At 41.7% G+C, this 18,960-nt stretch carries 11 protein-coding genes and 4 rRNA genes; 4 read left to right on the forward strand and 11 right to left on the reverse strand.

Annotated elements, in window-relative coordinates; translation table 11 throughout:
- The 9 genes from OM33_RS00660 to rph all read right to left on the reverse strand — a co-directional run bounded on the left by OM33_RS00660 (position 1) and on the right by rph (position 10,825).
- Positions 1-2,163 carry a prolyl oligopeptidase family serine peptidase gene (locus OM33_RS00660; RefSeq protein WP_038637435.1) on the reverse strand — a complete coding sequence of 721 codons (2,163 nt, stop codon included), beginning with the start codon at positions 2,161-2,163 and terminating at the stop codon, positions 1-3.
- A 224-nt stretch (positions 2,164-2,387) separates the two neighbouring features.
- A complete protein-coding gene (locus OM33_RS22440) occupies positions 2,388-2,555 on the reverse strand; it encodes a hypothetical protein (protein WP_199922469.1) in 168 nt (55 codons plus the stop codon).
- A gap of 749 nt (positions 2,556-3,304) precedes the next feature.
- A 5S ribosomal RNA gene (gene rrf / locus OM33_RS00665) occupies positions 3,305-3,419 on the reverse strand.
- Positions 3,420-3,501: 82 nt separating this feature from the next.
- Positions 3,502-3,616, reverse strand: a 5S ribosomal RNA gene (gene rrf, locus OM33_RS00670).
- A gap of 136 nt (positions 3,617-3,752) precedes the next feature.
- Positions 3,753-6,633, reverse strand: a 23S ribosomal RNA gene (locus tag OM33_RS00675).
- Between the two features lie 275 nt (positions 6,634-6,908).
- A 16S ribosomal RNA gene (locus OM33_RS00680) occupies positions 6,909-8,441 on the reverse strand.
- Together the 16S, 23S and 5S rRNA genes form the textbook arrangement of a ribosomal RNA operon.
- A 572-nt stretch (positions 8,442-9,013) precedes the next feature.
- A complete protein-coding gene (locus OM33_RS00685) occupies positions 9,014-9,397 on the reverse strand; it encodes a diacylglycerol kinase (RefSeq protein ID WP_038637438.1) in 384 nt (127 codons plus the stop codon).
- A gap of 58 nt (positions 9,398-9,455) precedes the next feature.
- Complete coding sequence (pyrE, locus tag OM33_RS00690) at positions 9,456-10,100, reverse strand: orotate phosphoribosyltransferase (RefSeq protein WP_038637440.1); 645 nt, start codon at positions 10,098-10,100, stop codon at positions 9,456-9,458.
- A gap of 11 nt (positions 10,101-10,111) precedes the next feature.
- A complete protein-coding gene (gene rph, locus OM33_RS00695) occupies positions 10,112-10,825 on the reverse strand; it encodes a ribonuclease PH (RefSeq protein WP_038637442.1) in 714 nt (237 codons plus the stop codon).
- Positions 10,826-11,013: 188 nt separating this feature from the next.
- Here rph and OM33_RS00700 point away from each other — a divergent pair, with 188 nt between their 5' ends.
- The 4 genes from OM33_RS00700 (at position 11,014) to OM33_RS00715 (ending at position 16,319) form a co-directional block, all read left to right on the forward strand.
- Positions 11,014-11,874, forward strand: coding sequence for a YicC/YloC family endoribonuclease (locus tag OM33_RS00700; protein ID WP_038637445.1), 861 nt, complete (start codon positions 11,014-11,016; stop codon positions 11,872-11,874).
- Positions 11,875-12,067: 193 nt separating this feature from the next.
- Positions 12,068-12,721 carry a cupredoxin domain-containing protein gene (locus OM33_RS00705; RefSeq protein ID WP_199922470.1) on the forward strand — a complete coding sequence of 218 codons (654 nt, stop codon included), beginning with the start codon at positions 12,068-12,070 and terminating at the stop codon, positions 12,719-12,721.
- Positions 12,722-12,727: 6 nt separating this feature from the next.
- Positions 12,728-15,085, forward strand: a complete 2,358-nt coding sequence (locus OM33_RS00710) for a bifunctional diguanylate cyclase/phosphodiesterase (RefSeq protein WP_199922471.1) — start codon at positions 12,728-12,730, stop codon at positions 15,083-15,085.
- Positions 15,066-16,319 carry a hypothetical protein gene (locus OM33_RS00715; RefSeq protein WP_052140835.1) on the forward strand — a complete coding sequence of 418 codons (1,254 nt, stop codon included), beginning with the start codon at positions 15,066-15,068 and terminating at the stop codon, positions 16,317-16,319. The genes OM33_RS00710 and OM33_RS00715 overlap by 20 nt, the downstream gene beginning before the upstream one ends.
- A gap of 12 nt (positions 16,320-16,331) precedes the next feature.
- On the opposite strand, the gene OM33_RS00720 is transcribed toward OM33_RS00715, so the two are convergent.
- Positions 16,332-17,015, reverse strand: coding sequence for a CPBP family intramembrane glutamic endopeptidase (locus OM33_RS00720; protein ID WP_052140836.1), 684 nt, complete (start codon positions 17,013-17,015; stop codon positions 16,332-16,334).
- Positions 17,016-17,089: 74 nt separating this feature from the next.
- The gene (locus tag OM33_RS00725; RefSeq protein WP_038637448.1) at positions 17,090-18,907 is read right to left on the reverse strand and encodes a S8 family serine peptidase; all 1,818 of its coding nucleotides are present in this window, start codon (positions 18,905-18,907) and stop codon (positions 17,090-17,092) included.
- Between the last annotated feature and the right edge of the window lie 53 nt (positions 18,908-18,960).

Below are 18,960 nucleotides of genomic sequence, written 5' to 3' on the forward strand. Positions count from 1 at the left end.
TTACAGCTTTTTCACACCCATGTTGTAAAGTGTAAAGCCATAAATATCAGCGTACTGTTCAATGATTTTGCTCGTTGGTGTACCCGCACCGTGACCTGCATTGGTCTCAATACGAATAAGTGTAGGGTTAACACCTGCTTGCTTGTCTTGAAGCTCAGCAGCAAACTTAAATGAATGCGCTGGTACTACACGGTCATCATGATCGCCTGTAGTTACCATAGTCGCCGGGTATTCAACACCCTCTTTCACATTGTGAACAGGTGAATAACCTTTTAAGTATTCGAACATTTCTTTGCTTTGTTCTGCTGTACCATAGTCATACGCCCAACCAGCACCCGCTGTAAATGTGTGGTAACGCAGCATATCTAAAACACCCACTGCCGGTAATGCAACTTTGAATAGCTCAGGGCGCTGAGTCATAACTGCACCTACAAGTAGACCACCGTTAGAGCCACCATTTACCGCAAGCTTTGCACTTGACGTATAGTTCTCAGCAATTAAGTACTCTGCAGCTGCGATAAAGTCATCAAATACATTTTGTTTTTGTAATTGCGTACCCGCTTTATGCCACTTTTTACCATATTCACCGCCACCACGAAGGTTCGCTACAGCATAAATACCACCTTGCTCTAGCCATGCTGCACGCGTCGGGCTAAAGCGCGGTGTTAAGCTAACATTAAAGCCACCGTAGCCATATAAAATAGTCGGGTTAGAGCCATCAAGCTTTAAGCCTTTCTTATAAGTTAAGATCATTGGTACTTCAGTACCATCTTTCGATTTATAAAATACTTGCTTTGATTCGTACTGTGCAGGGTCAAAATCAGCACCTGACTTACGGTAAACTTCGCTCTGGCCTGTTTCAACATTAAACTTAAACGTTGTACCCGGTGTTTTGTAATTAGTGAAAGAGTAGTAAAGTTCTTTATCTTCTTTCTCTCCGCCAAAGCCACCCGCTGTGCCAACGCCCGGAAGCTCAATATCACGAATAAGCTTGCCGTTCATATCGTATTGCTGCACTTTTGAAATAGCATCTACCATATATCGTGCAAAGATATAACCACCACCTGTTGAAACGTTTAGCACGTCTTCAGTCTCTGGAATTAAGTCTTTCCAGTTTTCAGACGAAGGATTAGTTGCATCAACCGTTACAATGCGTTTATTTGGTGCATCTAGGTTTGTTACTAAGTAAAGTTTAGAACCTTGGTTTTCAATAACCTGAGTATCTGAATTAGTGTGGTCTAAAATAGTTTCTAGTTTGCTATCTGGCTTAGTTAAATCTTTAATGAAGAGCTTATTACCCGACGTTGATACCGCAGCTGAAATTAGCAAGTAACGATCGTCTTCTGTTACATAACCGCCAACATAGCGATGTTTTTCTGCATCGGTCCCACCAAATACAACTTTGTCGTCAGATTGCTTTGTGCCCAGCTTGTGGAAATAGAGTTTATGCTGGTCTGTTTTAGCTGAGAGTTCACTACCTTTTGGCTTATCATAGCTTGAGTAATAGAAACCTTCATTACCAACCCATGACAGGCCACTGAATTTAACGTCGACTAAGGTGTCGGCTATTTGTTTCTTAGTTTCAACATCAATAATAATGACTTTACGCCAGTCACTACCGCCTTCAGAAATTTGATACGCAGCTAATGAGCCATCTTTAGAAAAAGTAATACCTGCTAAAGAAGTTGTGCCATCTTCACTGAATGTATTTGGATCAAGGAATACTTCTGGCTCACCACCTTCAACTTGGCGATAAATAACATATTGGTTTTGTAAGCCATCATTTTTATAAAAATAAGTGTATTTGCCTTCTTTAAAAGGCGCACCGACTTTTTCATAATCCATCAACTTGGTTAAGCGCTCTTTTAGTTTATCGCGATAAGGGATTTGCGAAAGGTAATCAAAAGTCACTTTATTCTGCGTTTTAACCCACTGAGCAGTTTCATCACTCATATCATCTTCTAACCATCGATATGGGTCGGCAACTTGAGTATCAAAATAAGTATCTACCACATCACCTTTTTTAGTTTCAGGATAAGTGAGTACGGTCTGAGCAATAGTTTGCTCAACCTTATTTTCAACTTGAGTAGACTCTTCGCTTTTGTCTGCACCACAACCAACCAAGGCTGTGCACACAGCAAGTGCAAGTGCTTTTTTTATCATGATAATTCCCTTGAGTTTATTTAACTCCTTAACATATATGAATTAACATTATATTGTCCAGCAAATAAGACTAAACAGAACTTAACTAAAAACAAGAAGATAATGCAGGAAACAGGTATTTCTTTACAATGATTTACTTAGGGTAAATTGATTTATATTGAGGTTCACTAAAACTAAAAAAGCCAAGGCATCCGCCTTGGCTAACGAGTCCCCAAACTCGTAAACTATGAATCTTGGTATGAAGATTTAGTTTTCAGCAGTTCTAAATCTTTTTTGATCTGTTCGATGTAAGGGTCGCTGTAGCCAAACTGAGAGAACTCTTCTAAACAAGCTAAATAAAAGCTTATTCGGTTTTTTTCAATATCCTTTATATCTTGTTCAAATAATTCCATTTTCAGCCTGCTCCCTAGCCTTTTGATATCTAATAGTGTAATTAATCTAGGAACACATAAAAGGAGTGCATAGCAATAATTATTTGAAACATAATTGCAACAATATATAAAAACCATATATATCAGACAATTAGAGTTTAGACTCGAGAAAAAGCAGTAATAAAAAAGATACTAACCACAGAAAGAGTAAGAAATATCTCACATACTAACTGGCGTTATTACTGACTAAGACAAATTCATTATATAAATCAGCTGCAATCTATTAACTAAAAGCACATATAAAAACTCATAGCTTTGGACTGTTGGTTAGTAACAAAATGACGAACTAGATTTTTCAGGGTTTTTGTTTAATTAATATTTAGAAATGTGGAAATGTTATTAGCGTTTAACAATTTCCACCTTATGCACTTTTCTCGATTCGCATACAACAGTTATGGGAGACATTAACTAGCAAGAATATCAGGAATATTTCTGAGCCTCACAGTCTGAAAATAAAAAGTAATCGGAACACATTTTCACTCTACTTTGAAATGAGATCTGTGTCTTACATGAATGTAGGCAAGTAGGATAATGCGGGAGTAATTATGAAGATGAGCAATGTAACTAAGCTACAGGAATTGAATTATAAGGATCGACAAAAATCATCATCATGACCCCCACTTCGAGTGGTGAATTATAGCCCGGTGAAATAATTAATCACTCAATGCAAAAAAGCCTCAACAGAGTGTTGAGGCTTTCTTTAAATAGGAGCTTGGCGATGTTCTACTTTCACATGGGCGAACCCACACTATCATCGACGCTGTTTCGTTTCACTTCTGAGTTCGGCATGGAGTCAGGTGGTTCCAAAACGCTATAGTCACCAAGCAAAATTCGTTTTGCTTGTTTTTATTAATTTTAGGCTTTAAAAAACCCGTCGCATCTCTGCAACGGGTTTCTTTAATTAGGAGCTTGGCGATGTTCTACTTTCACATGGGCGAACCCACACTATCATCGACGCTGTTTCGTTTCACTTCTGAGTTCGGCATGGGGTCAGGTGGTTCCAAAACGCTATAGTCACCAAGCAAATCTGGTTGACTTAAGAGCTTGTCTTAAATCTAAATCTGGAAAGCTTTTTTTAAGTAAATGTCTACTTTAGTATTTGTCTCTTTTTTCAGAGACTATTCAACTTCTAACGAGTCTAAACCACTTTGGCGTTGTATGGTTAAGCCTCACGGGTAATTAGTACGAGTTAGCTTAATGCCTCACAGCACTTCCACATCTCGCCTATCAACGTTGTAGTCTTCAACGGCCCTTCAGTTAACTCAAGTTAAAGTGAGAACTCATCTCGAGGCTCGCTTCCCGCTTAGATGCTTTCAGCGGTTATCGATTCCGAACGTAGCTACCGGGCAATGCAATTGGCATCACAACCCGAACACCAGCGGTTCGTCCACTCCGGTCCTCTCGTACTAGGAGCAGCCCCTCTCAATTCTCAAACGCCCACGGCAGATAGGGACCGAACTGTCTCACGACGTTCTAAACCCAGCTCGCGTACCACTTTAAATGGCGAACAGCCATACCCTTGGGACCGACTTCAGCCCCAGGATGTGATGAGCCGACATCGAGGTGCCAAACACCGCCGTCGATATGAACTCTTGGGCGGTATCAGCCTGTTATCCCCGGAGTACCTTTTATCCGTTGAGCGATGGCCCTTCCATTCAGAACCACCGGATCACTATGACCTACTTTCGTACCTGCTCGACGTGTCTGTCTCGCAGTTAAGCTTGCTTCTACCATTACACTAACCGTACGATGTCCGACCGTACTTAGCAAACCTTCGTGCTCCTCCGTTACTCTTTGGGAGGAGACCGCCCCAGTCAAACTACCCACCAGGCACTGTCCACAACCCCGATTCAGGGGCCTATGTTAGAACATCAACACTACAAGGGTGGTATTTCAAGGACGGCTCCACACAATCTAGCGACTGTGCTTCAAAGCCTCCCACCTATCCTACACATGTAGGGTCAATGTTCAGTGCCAAGCTGTAGTAAAGGTTCACGGGGTCTTTCCGTCTAGCCGCGGGTACACAGCATCTTCACTGCGATTTCAATTTCACTGAGTCTCGGGTGGAGACAGCGTGGCCATGGTTACACCATTCGTGCAGGTCGGAACTTACCCGACAAGGAATTTCGCTACCTTAGGACCGTTATAGTTACGGCCGCCGTTTACCGGGGCTTCGATCAAGAGCTTCGCCGAAGCTAACCCCATCAATTAACCTTCCGGCACCGGGCAGGTGTCACACCCTATACGTCTTCTTTCGAATTTGCAGAGTGCTGTGTTTTTAATAAACAGTCCCAGCCACCTAGTCACTGCGACTCTCGTCCGCTTAGAGAGCAAGTCTCATCACAGATAAGAGCGTACCTTCTCCCGAAGTTACGGTACAATTTTGCCTAGTTCCTTCACCCGAGTTCTCTCAAGCGCCTTAGTATTCTCTACCTGACCACCTGTGTCGGTTTGGGGTACGATTCGAAATAATCTGAAGCTTAGAGGCTTTTCCTGGAAGTATGGCATCAACAACTTCCACTCCGTAGAGTGTCGTCTCGTATCTCAGCCTTAGAAACCCGGATTTGCCTAAGTTTCCAGCCTACATACTTTCACATGGACAACCAACGCCATGCTTGTTTAGCCTGCTCCGTCCCCCCATCGCAATTATTCCAAGTACGGGAATATTAACCCGTTTCCCATCGACTACGCCTTTCGGCCTCGCCTTAGGGGTCGACTCACCCTACCCTGATTAGCATGGGATAGGAACCCTTGGTCTTCCGGCGAGCGGGTTTTTCACCCGCTTTATCGTTACTCATGTCAGCATTCGCACTTCTGATACCTCCAGCATGCCTCCCGACACACCTTCAACAGCTTACAGAACGCTCCCCTACCCCGCGAATAAATTCGCAGCCGCAGCTTCGGTGGTATGTTTAGCCCCGTTACATCTTCCGCGCAGACCGACTCGACCAGTGAGCTATTACGCTTTCTTTAAAGGATGGCTGCTTCTAAGCCAACCTCCTGGCTGTCTGGGCCTTTCCACATCGTTTCCCACTTAACATACACTTTGGGACCTTAGCTGGCGGTCTGGGTTGTTTCCCTCTCCACGACGGACGTTAGCACCCGCCGTGTGTCTCCCGGATATTACTTATTGGTATTCGGAGTTTGCAAAGGGTTGGTAAGTCGGGATGACCCCCTAGCCTTAACAGTGCTCTACCCCCAATAGTATTCGTCCGAGGCTCTACCTAAATAGATTTCGGGGAGAACCAGCTATCTCCCGGTTTGATTAGCCTTTCACTCCTAGCCACAGGTCATCCGCTAGCTTTTCAACGATAGTCGGTTCGGTCCTCCAGTCAGTGTTACCTGACCTTCAACCTGCCCATGGCTAGATCACCGGGTTTCGGGTCTATACCCAGCAACTAAACGCGCAGTTAACGCTCGCTTTCACTACGGCTCCCCTAAATGGTTAACCTCGCTACTGAATATAAGTCGCTGACCCATTATACAAAAGGTACGCAGTCACAGAACGAATCTGCTCCTACTGCTTGTACGTATACGGTTTCAGGTTCTATTTCACTCCCCTCACAGGGGTTCTTTTCGCCTTTCCCTCACGGTACTGGTTCACTATCGGTCAGTTGGGAGTATTTAGCCTTGGAGGATGGTCCCCCCATATTCAGTCAAAGTTTCACGTGCTCCGACCTACTCGATTTCACTGTAAATAAGTTTTCGTGTACGGGACTATCACCCTGTATCGTCAAACTTTCCAGAATGTTCCACTAACTACATTACAGCTTAAGGGCTAATCCGATTTCGCTCGCCGCTACTTTCGGAATCTCGGTTGATTTCTTTTCCTCGGGGTACTTAGATGTTTCAGTTCTCCCGGTTCGCCTCACTTACCTATGTATTCAGTAAGTGATACCACTAAGTGGTGGGTTTCCCCATTCGGAAATCCTAGTCTCAAGCGCTTTTTACTAGCTTGACTAGGCTTATCGCAAGTTAATACGTCCTTCATCGCCTCCAACTGCCAAGGCATCCACCGTATACGCTTAGTCACTTAACCATACAACCCAAAATGGTTTGTATTGCTAAAGACAGTTTTTAACTCCGCCAGAAGTTAAATATTGAATACTAAAGTAGATACCAACAACAACTTAATGTTGCGGCATATTTTCTTTACTTTATTTTGAGAACTCTAAATTAAATAATGCACTTACAAGTAAGCACTTAATTTAAAGTTTGTCAGCTTTCCAAATTTTTAAAGAGCAAATTAACTAAGCAAACGCTTAGCTAACAATCATCTGTGTGGACACTTCGAACAAAAAGTTCTAAATCGTATAAGGAGGTGATCCAGCCCCAGGTTCCCCTAGGGCTACCTTGTTACGACTTCACCCCAGTCATGAATCACTCCGTGGTAAGCGCCCTCCCTAAGGTTAAGCTACCTACTTCTGGAGCAACCCACTCCCATGGTGTGACGGGCGGTGTGTACAAGGCCCGGGAACGTATTCACCGCGACATTCTGATTCGCGATTACTAGCGATTCCGACTTCATGGAGTCGAGTTGCAGACTCCAATCCGGACTACGACGCACTTTAAGTGATTCGCTTACTCTCGCGAGTTCGCAGCACTCTGTATGCGCCATTGTAGCACGTGTGTAGCCCTACACGTAAGGGCCATGATGACTTGACGTCGTCCCCACCTTCCTCCGGTTTATCACCGGCAGTCTCCTTAGAGTTCCCGACCGAATCGCTGGCAACTAAGGATAGGGGTTGCGCTCGTTGCGGGACTTAACCCAACATCTCACAACACGAGCTGACGACAGCCATGCAGCACCTGTCTCAGAGTTCCCGAAGGCACCAAACTATCTCTAGTAAGTTCTCTGGATGTCAAGTGTAGGTAAGGTTCTTCGCGTTGCATCGAATTAAACCACATGCTCCACCGCTTGTGCGGGCCCCCGTCAATTCATTTGAGTTTTAACCTTGCGGCCGTACTCCCCAGGCGGTCTACTTAATGCGTTAGCTTTGGAAGACAGTTCCGAAAAACCGAACTCCTAGTAGACATCGTTTACGGCGTGGACTACCGGGGTATCTAATCCCGTTTGCTCCCCACGCTTTCGTACATGAGCGTCAGTGTTGACCCAGGTGGCTGCCTTCGCCATCGGTATTCCTTCAGATCTCTACGCATTTCACCGCTACACCTGAAATTCTACCACCCTCTATCACACTCTAGTTTGCCAGTTCGAAATGCAGTTCCCAGGTTGAGCCCGGGGCTTTCACATCTCGCTTAACAAACCGCCTGCGTACGCTTTACGCCCAGTAATTCCGATTAACGCTCGCACCCTCCGTATTACCGCGGCTGCTGGCACGGAGTTAGCCGGTGCTTCTTCTGTTGCTAACGTCACAGCTAGCAGGTATTAACTACTAACCTTTCCTCACAACTGAAAGTGCTTTACAACCCGAAGGCCTTCTTCACACACGCGGCATGGCTGCATCAGGCTTGCGCCCATTGTGCAATATTCCCCACTGCTGCCTCCCGTAGGAGTCTGGACCGTGTCTCAGTTCCAGTGTGGCTGATCATCCTCTCAAACCAGCTAGGGATCGTCGGCTTGGTGAGCCATTACCTCACCAACTACCTAATCCCACTTGGGCCAATCTAAAGGCGAGAGCCGAAGCCCCCTTTGGTCCGTAGACATTATGCGGTATTAGCCATCGTTTCCAATGGTTGTCCCCCACCTAAAGGCATGTTCCCAAGCATTACTCACCCGTCCGCCGCTCGTCATCTTCTAGCAAGCTAGAAATGTTACCGCTCGACTTGCATGTGTTAGGCCTGCCGCCAGCGTTCAATCTGAGCCATGATCAAACTCTTCAATTAAAAGTGTTTTTGGAACATACGTTCCGACTCAATGAATTCTGATTTTGATATCAAAAGATATCGAATTGACTGTGCTGATACTTTCGTATCAATTGGTCACTCAGTTCAATTAAGTCTAAATTTTGTTACGCTAAAAGCGTATGTTAGAACTTAATCTGTACGAGTGCCCACACAGATGATTGCTTAAATTTTTAAAGAACAGTGCAAACAACCTTGTGCTTGCCGCGACGCTTCGCCGCTGTTAGGGCTGCGTATGTTACGCTTTCCTAATTTTTTGTCAACACTTAATTTTGATTATTTTTCTTATATTTTTAAGAAAGTTTCAAAACTCAGTTTTACTTGACTCAACCAACTCGTGATTCGCTGCTATGCTGCGTCGTTCCCCGTGTTGGTGGAGGCGCATTATAGAGAGATCCGAATTTGGATCAACCCCTATTTCAAACTTTTTTTAGTTTTTTGGATCGTTTGGGCGAAATGCGTACAAAACACCTATAAATTGCAACTTTCGTAACATAATTATCACTTTTAAAGCGAGATAACTTATGAAATGGCTAATTTTACACCACAGCAAATTAAGCAAAGATCTTTATATAAAGGCTTACACCCCAAACAATACCCACTATTAATAGTGAGAAAGTCACTGCTGCTGAACCCATATCTTTTGCACGACCCGATAAAACATGTCTTTCTGTGCTTACGCGATCAGTTAATGCTTCTATTGCAGAATTAAGTAACTCTACGATAAGTACTAATAATAATACCGACACTAATACAGCCCAATGAATCAAGTCTTGAGCCAACCAAAATGAAGCCGGAAACATAATTAATACTAAAAACAATTCTTGACGGAAAGCCGCTTCTTCTTTTATTGCTGCTTTAATACCTAAATAAGAACAATAGCTGGCTTTAAATACGCGCTGTAATCCACCGCCGTTTGGTTTATTTATTTCGCTCATTTTATTTATCCATAAAAAAACCCCGATTATCGGGGTTTTATATCAAATTATTATGTAATTAAGCTACACCGTATTGGTCGCGATAAGCTTTAACCGAAGCTAAGTGTTCTGACATATCACCTTTTTGTTCTAGGTAGGTGATTAGGTCAGCTAATTTTACAATTGAAATGACCTGTGTATTAAAATCGCGTTCAACTTCTTGGATTGCAGATAATTCAGCTTTACCCTTTTCTTGACGATCAAGCGCAATCAGAACACCTGACAAGTCAGCGCCATTTGCTGCGATAATTTCCATTGATTCACGAATAGCTGTACCTGCCGTGATTACGTCATCCACCAGCATGATTTTACCTTCAAGCGCAGAGCCTACTAATGTACCGCCTTCACCGTGATCTTTTTTCTCCTTACGGTTAAAGCAATATGGTACATCACGGTCATGGTGGTCAGCTAATGCAACAGCTGTTGTTGTTGCAATTGGAATACCTTTATATGCAGGACCAAATAACACATCGAAGTCGATACCTGAATCTTGCAATGCAGCAGCATAGAAGCGACCTAAACGAGCAAGGTCACGACCTGTATTAAATAAACCCGCATTAAAGAAGTAAGGGCTAGTACGACCAGACTTAAGTGTAAACTCACCAAATTTTAAAACCTGCTTTTCAAGTGCAAATTCAATAAATTCTTTTTGATAATCTTTCATGTTATACCCTATTACGCCAATGCTTGTTTTTGAAGGTCAATAATTTCGCGAATTGAATGCTTAGCTAATTCAAGTAAGTCAGTTAATTCGTCGTAAGAGAACGGTTCGCCTTCTGCTGTACCTTGCACTTCAATAAACTTACCTGTTTCAGTCATAATCACATTCATATCCGTTTCAGCTTCTGAATCTTCAAGATATTCAAGATCCGTTACCGCTTCGCCGTTATAAATACCTACCGAGATTGCCGCAATCATATGCTTAAGAGGATTAGCGTTAATCATACCTTTGGTACGCATGTAAGTAAGCGCATCTACTAATGCGACACATGCACCACTAATTGAAGCTGTGCGCGTACCACCATCAGCTTGGATAACATCGCAGTCAATTGTGATTGTATTTTCACCAAGTGCTGCCAAGTCAACAGCTGCACGTAACGAGCGTGCAATCAGGCGTTGGATTTCCATAGTGCGACCACCTTGCTTACCTTTTGCAGCTTCACGACCACAACGGCTATGTGTAGAACGCGGTAACATACCGTATTCGGCAGTAATCCAACCTTTACCTTGCCCTTTCATAAAGCGCGGCACGCCTGCTTCAACTGTTGCAGTACACAATACCTTGGTATTGCCGAACTCAACTAATACTGAACCTTCAGCATGCATTGTATAATTACGAGTAAAAGAAACTGGGCGAATTTGGTTGGGCGTTCGTTCACTAGGACGCATTGGATATCCTCACTATTCAAGATTTGGCATATTATAAGAAGTAATTCTTTTATTCGCTACGGTAAAAGTAATAAAAGCCACCCTCTTTATATTTTTATAAAGTAAAATTTACTGTAAGCTGCTAAACAACTTCCGCTATAATGCGACCAAGCACAAATTATCATTTCTAAAAACTTAGGAAACCGCACATGATCCATAGTATGACAGCCTACGCTCGCCACGAAGTTAAGGGTGACTGGGGTAACGGCGTTTGGGAAATTCGCTCTGTTAACCAAAGATACTTAGAAACCTTTATTCGCTTACCCGAACAATTTAGAGCACTAGAGCCTGTTATCCGTGAGAAACTTCGTAAGCAATTACAACGCGGGAAAGTAGAAGTTGCCCTTAAGTTTAATGCTAACCCAGCACATGTTGGCGAAATGAAAATTAATGAATCATTAGCAAAACAAATAATGAATAATGCATCTTGGTTACAAGACCAAGTGAAAGGCGACATTAACCCAATGGACATTCTTCGCTGGCCTGGCGTAATGGAAGCTGAAGAAATGGACATGGACTCAGTGCAAACTGAGCTGCTAAGTGGTTTTGATAAAACAGTGTCGGACTTTATTGATGCGCGTGGTTCTGAAGGTGCAAATTTAGAAACTATGATTGATACTCGACTAACGGCAATTTTAGCACAAGTCGATATTGTGACTGAGCAAATGCCTGAAGTAATGAAATGGCAGCGCGAGAAACTTACTACACGGTTAGAAGAGCTCAAAGCTGAAATCGATCAAAACCGACTTGAGCAAGAACTGATTTACCTTGCGCAAAAACAAGATGTGGCTGAAGAACTTGACCGTTTGCAGTCACACGTTAAAGAAACCCGAAAAATCCTTAAAAAAGGTGGCGCATGTGGTCGTCGTTTGGATTTTATGATGCAAGAATTTAACCGTGAAGCTAATACCTTAGCGTCTAAATCGATAAATACTGAAGTAACTAATGCGGCAGTTGAGCTCAAAGTACTGATTGAGCAAATGCGTGAGCAAATTCAGAATATAGAATAATTAATTTCAGCATTACCTTATTGAAAGCCAATCAACAATGATTGGCTTTTTTATATTTTTAATAAATATTGCAATTTTTTCCCTAAAACCTCGCTCTAGCTATAAACAGGTCTAAACTTACTTTTAGCTCATTGAATCAACTCTGAAAATTAAACAAGTAAATCAATGTGGGCACAGCATGGGGAAACATCTTTTGAAGAATATTTTATTTTCACTTTCAACAATGATGATGATTGCTAACGCGAATGCGCTAGCAATCGATATTAAGGTCGTTGATAAAAATAACACCCCAATCAACGATATTGTCGTTTACCTCACACCGAAATCTGGTATTAAAGACCTATCAATTAATACTCAGCAACTTGTAATCGATCAAAAAGATAAAAAATTTGCACCTTACATTACTGTTATGCAAAAAGGTCAGAGTATTGTTTTTTCTAACAAAGATGACATAACACACCATATTTACTCAGTGTCTGGGAAAAATCGTTTTGAATTTAAGTTAAAAACGGGTTTATCTAAGCAAGTTGAGAATATTAACAGTGTAGAAGAAGTCGCAATGGGCTGTAATATTCACGATTGGATGAGTGGCTTTCTGCTTGTCGTTGATACTCCTTATTTCGCTAAGACCAATACAGATGGCGTCTTAAGTATGTCACTTGCAAGTTCAGGGGAATACGAAGTTTCTGTTTGGCACCCTCAACTCGATACACCTTCTCATCAAATAACTGAAACACATTCTTTCAAAAACGAAAAACAGTCAATCACATTAACTTTAGCCAAGCCGCTATTGCCGATTCCAAAACAAGTTGGACAACAAGAATTTGATTTTTTAGAAGAGTACTAATTGATTATGAGACTGCTAAAAGTGCGTAGCCTACAAAGTAAAATTCTAATTTTATTTCTATTTTTACTTTTACTCGTACAGTTGGTGAGCTTTTATTTTACTTACCATGCAAATATTAAGCTCGAAAGCACTCAATTAAATAACCGCCTGAGCAATGCTTCCGATATCTTTCAAACTCAATTTAACAATCGTCGTTACTATCTTTCTGCTTTTGCTGAAACTGCGGCCAAAGATTATGGCCTCAAATCGGTGTTAGAAGAAGATACCAAAAGCTTTTTAGTGGCACTTAATAATCATCGAAAACGCATTGATAGCGATCTTGCTATGGCAATAAATAGTGAAGGCACTGTTTTTGCGCAGCTTGTTACGTTTACAGATGCCGAAGGAAATAAAAAAGTACGAATAGGAAAAGAGCAAGGCAAACCCTTTAGCCAGTCCACAGATTTATTAAAACAAGAAGCCACCCAACTCGTCTTTATTGATAATGCATTATATCAATTAAGCTTTGCACCTATTAAAAGTGGTGCGCGATTAGTCGGTTGGATAGGCTTTGGTTACCAAATTAATAATATGCTTGCCAATGAGCTGGCAGCTCTGACCGATGTGAATGTTGGTTTTGCGAGCTTTGATGGAAAACACTACAATGTTATTGCTAGTTCAGATGAACAAAACTACCCAATAAAAGCTGATGTATTTAAGCGGATAATCGCTAATACTGAACAACAATATTTATATAGCCGGTTAGAGCTCGGAAATACCAACAATGGCTATATTTCAGCTGTATTGTTTGAGTCTCGAGCTGATTTACTTAAAAGCATTGATATCCAATGGGAGCAATTAACTCTATTGGTTTTCATTACCGTGATTCTGTCAACGTTTGGCGCTGTTGCAATTGCCAGAGATATTACTCGTCCAATTAAGAATTTGGTTAGCCAAGTAAAATCGATAACAAAAGGTAATTACGATGGCAACGTCGATGTTACTGGCAGTCGCGAATTAAAGCAGCTTTCACGTGAGTTTAACGTGATGACAAAAGCAATTATTTCGCGAGAAGAAACGATTAGCTTTCAAGCTTTTCATGATCAGCTAACTCACCTTCCGAATCGAAATGCATTAATTACCGCCATAGAGCGGCGTCAGAAGTCGAAAAGCGATTTTCTAATAATACAATTATGTATTCTGCGTGCAGAAGACATTGCTGATACTCTCGGTTACCAAGCAAGTGATTATGTAATCAATGAAGTTGCAAGCCAACTCGTTCAAACAGAGCATGGTTTTGATAGCTACCACCTTGGGGCTGAATACTTTGTACTCATAGCTGATGAACAGCATGTAGCTACCTTAATAGAGAAATTACAGCAAGCGCTGACGATGCAATGTCACTTTCAAAACATTCAACTTCACCTTCAATACTCATTTGGTATTGTGCGCTCTGCTCAACACCCTAACTGTTCAGTTGCTGAATTATTACAAAAATCTAATGTGGCAATTCAACGTGCAAAAAATGATAAACACACTTTCCAAGTATACGATCCTGTTTTTGACCAAAATGCCATAGAACGACTTTTCTTAACCAATAACCTTCGCACGGCGATTGAAGAAAACCAGCTTACATTATTTTACCAACCAAAACTGTCGCTAAAAACAATGGAAATTAGCCATGTGGAGGCATTAGTGAGATGGCAGCATCCTGAAAAAGGGTTAATACCACCTGATAGTTTTATTAGTATTGCTGAAAAAACTGGGCAAATGGATGCATTAACGCGTTGGGTAACTCAAACTGCAGTGGATCAATATTTAAAGTGGTTAGCAAATGGCATTAAAATAAATATTGCGATCAATATCTCTGCTGAGAATATTTTAGATAAGTCTTATCCAGATTATGTAATCGCTCTCAAAAATAAACATCAACTTGATGATTGTGCCATTACACTGGAAGTGACTGAGGATGCCGTGGTAGATGATCCGACTAAAGCAACAGAAGTTTTAAACTACCTCAACAAAAGCGGTTTTAAACTCTCTATTGATGATTACGGCACAGGCTATTCATCACTTGCACAATTAAAACAACTTCCGGTACAAGAGTTGAAAATTGACCGTTCTTTTGTGCAGTATTTACTTGAAAACGAAAACGATAAAATTATTGTTCGCTCCACTATCAAACTGGCTCATAGTATGGGTCTCACTGTGGTTGCTGAGGGCATTGAAGATGAAGAAACATTACTTTGGCTTAAATCGCAAAATTGTGAGTTAGCACAAGGTTACTTTATTAGTAAGCCTTTACCTGCGCACGAATTTGAAGCATGGTTATCTCAGTCAAAATACCAAAAGCAGAGCATCGCAAATGCAAAAACTGTTAATTAAAACACTAATTTGCCCACTTCTAGTTGGGTGGCACGTAAACTCTTTTGCTTTCGATGCTAGCTTAAAAGGAATAATCGATGTTAGAGCCTTTCATGTTGCAAGTGATGATGCAAAAAGCTATTTAGCGGGTGACTACGGAAAATATCGCTATGACAGTGGTAGCGGTATTGCGCTGGGTCAACTTGGCGCGCATATCGATTTAGAGCTTAATTCCAAGTGGTCTGCTTCTGTCGTCGCTAATGCGTTTGCAAATAAAGGTAATAGTGCCATTGGCATAACTGAAGGGTATATTAATTACAAAGGGTTACCTTCAAGTAACGGATGGCGAGTAAAATCAAAAATTGGCGTTTTTTACCCAACCATAAGTTTTGAAAATGTGGCCACAGCATGGTCCACCCCATATACGTTAACATCGAGCAGTTTAAATAATTGGGTTGGTGAAGAACTCCGTAATACAGGCGTAAACCTGTCTCTTGAAAAACTTGGTAAATTCTCTGGGTCAAAGCACAGCTTTTCAGCTGATGTGTCACTGTTTCAAAACAATGATCCAGCGGGAGCCATGCTTGCGTGGCATGGTTGGACTATTGGCAGCAGGCAAACCCTCTTACATGAAAAGTTAATTGTCCAAGACTTTCCAGCGCGTGAGGGTAAACTCAAGTTTCAAGCAGCTGAATCAGACCCGTTTTTAGAACTTGATAATCGCTTTGGGTTACATCTTTCTGCAAATTGGAAATACGACAATAAACTTAAATTTAATATTGGATTTTACGATAACTTTGCCGAGGAAGGCCTAGTTGAAAATGGCCAATACACTTGGACAACTGAATTTTTTCACTCCGCTTTAAAATACCGTTTTACAAAAGAGTGGGAAGTAATAGCGCAAGTTATGGCTGGTAACACATACATGACCTCCCCTTATAAAGAAAGAGTCGTCGATAATGATTTTGACAATGCCTTTATAATGCTCCGTCACTTTTGGTCAGTTCATCATATTGCCGCTCGTTTTGAACATTTTAATGTGGATGATTTAGATGGCCTTTGGGGTGACAATAATGATGAACAAGGGAATGCTTTTTCACTTGCATACCGTTATAAACTCTCGAAGCAATCATTTATATTAACTGAATTTAACTATATCGATTCTCATCGCCCTTCACGCTGGTATTTAAACCAAGCAATCGATAAAAAAGAGACCCAATACCAAATTGGCTATCGCTATTACTTTAAACATTAAACGTTTAATTGCTTATTCACCATATAAACGCATTGTGCTATCAAAATACATACCAAGTCCCGCCGTAAATAACCAACATCCCCACAGGCTGTGTTCTACCGCAACCAATAAGGTGCTACGAGAATGAATATAAGTAAATGAAAACACCAAACCAGCAATAAAAGCACCAATCACAGCTATCCAATTCGCAAACAATAAATGCGCCAAAGCAAAACTGGTCGCACTGAGGTAAGCTCGGAGAGTTTTACTTTTAAAAAGGCGCTTGTACCGATGAAACATAAATGTGCGGAAAATAACTTCTTGCGGCCACGCTGAAAAAATTGGGTAAATTACTAATAACAAAAACCACCATTTAGTTTGTTGGGTTGGCAAAGTAAAAAACCACTGTGGGGTAAAATACCAACTGGCAACAGCCATAAACAATGCAGCTATCAAGAAAGTTAAAACAACCCTATCGAGTGAAATTTTTAATTGCTCTGGGTTCCAAAGACGAAAACGTTTGAAACGCGGATCACTCAGTAAAAGTAATACACACCAGCCAACCACTGAGACTAAAAAAAGTAAAAGATAAGGTGCAATTAAATCACGTACAAAATATAAAAATACGGGCACACAAAAGAATAAAAAAACAAACTCACATAATAAAATGCGCTTGTAATAATGCTTTGGTACCCAACGGGTAGGATCGAGTTTCAATAGCGTGCCCTCCTATTTAATTATAGGAAGGCACATTCACTATTTAATGAATTTAATATGACGTATCTTAATTACTAGAACACTATCGATTGTTCTGAAGTACATTGAGTCGAACCGGATTCACACACTTTATAGGTGTAGCTCCCTCCCCCTTTCACACCAATGTTATCTGTGTATTCGCCATTATTATTTACAGAATCAACAACACTGCCGTTTCGGTAAATATCAACTAGGCTCCCCATCAAGCCCGACCAAACAAGGTCGACATGTTGCACACCTCTTACTTTATAACCAGTTATCTTAAGGTCTGTAGTACCTGGGTCGCCACCACCATCACCACCGCACGGGTTAGCAATTAAGTAATCATCAGCGGCTTTTGCTTGCACTATGCCATAACCAAAATACACATCTTTGCCGGCAGCCCCACCATCAAGTGCCGTCGCTTTCAAAACACTTCGAATCTCTTCACCACTGCAATCAGAGTGATTTGACCAAACCAATGCTGCAACACCCGCAACGGCTGGCGTTGCCATAGATGTACCACTCATATAGCCATAATCGCTGGCACCTACTTTTACTCTTATGGAAAGTGCGTTCAACATTTGACTTCTATCTTCTAATGCTACACCAACAGTAGGAATACTGGTGTTATTTGGAGAGCCCAATGTGCCGCTAAAGAGCCCAGCTTCATTATTCACAATAACTGCAGCAATGCCTCCCGAGTTTTGGCAATTAAGCGCTTTATCATGAAAGCTAATACTCCCTCTATCGATTACACACACTTTTCCGTTTGCACCACTATCGACCGTATCCCCAAGCCCCATAAAGTAAGGCGAAGCACTTTCATCGCCAGTATTTTCCATAGCACTAGACGCAATACCTATTCCATCAGCTAATACTGCCGAATTACTGGCTGTGCCTGCGGGGTAGGTAGATAAAGTATCAACACCGCCAGCAGTCACTTCTACGCAAATGGTTTCATCTTGTTTACGTTTTTTGCCACGTCCTGTTTCACAGCTCGGAAATTGTGAAAAGCTAGCGATTTGATTATTTGCATCATTTGCACCAACCATCATTACTGACGAATAGCCTGCAGGATAACTGCGAACACTATTGCCATCGTTACCCGCTGCGGCAATTGAAAGTCCACCAGCGCTTGCGAAGTTTTCAAAAGCTGCTGATTCAGTTGAACTGGCGCCACCACCACCTAAACTCATATTAATAATGTTTGCGCCTGCTGCAGCACAAACATTCGCTGCATGAGCAAGGCTTGACGAATACCCCCAACCACTTGCATTAAACACTTTAACAATATGCATTAATACGCCAGGAGCCATGCCTATAACACCCACATTGTTATCAGCAGCACCAATTGTGCCAGCGACATGGGTGCCATGGGGTCCACCTTGCTCATACCAATTCCCTGTACCGGAATCGTTAGTACCATCTATATTGCCCCACACAAAATCGCTGTTAGATTGATCTAAGCCTGAGTCAATCACACACACCTTGATACCACTGTTACCATCAAACAATACCTTGTCTGCTTGCGCTTGATAGACAGCATACGGGGTTAATTGTTGTGTCATAGCATCGCCAATATCATCATTAAACAAATTGAAAGCTGTACGCGGGTGATCTTGTTCAATTAATTTAATGTGAGGGTTATTTAACAATCCTCTTAAGGTTTGGAGATCCTTCCCAGTAAACGACGCAGCAAAAAAGCCATCACTATCGAGCTTTATGTCGCCTCCAAAACGTTTTGCAAGTGCTTTAACGACACCTTTATTGGCATTGTCGACTTGAATAATGTATCGATTATTATCTGGTTCGGCATATACACCCGCGCTAATAGAGAAGGCGATGCATACACTAAGAGAAGAGAGTTTCATTGGTTTATGCCCCAAACACAACTATTGCAATTTTTAGAATAGTTTATTTAGGG

The sequence above is a fragment of the Pseudoalteromonas piratica genome (assembly GCF_000788395.1).
Classification (GTDB): domain Bacteria; phylum Pseudomonadota; class Gammaproteobacteria; order Enterobacterales; family Alteromonadaceae; genus Pseudoalteromonas; species Pseudoalteromonas piratica.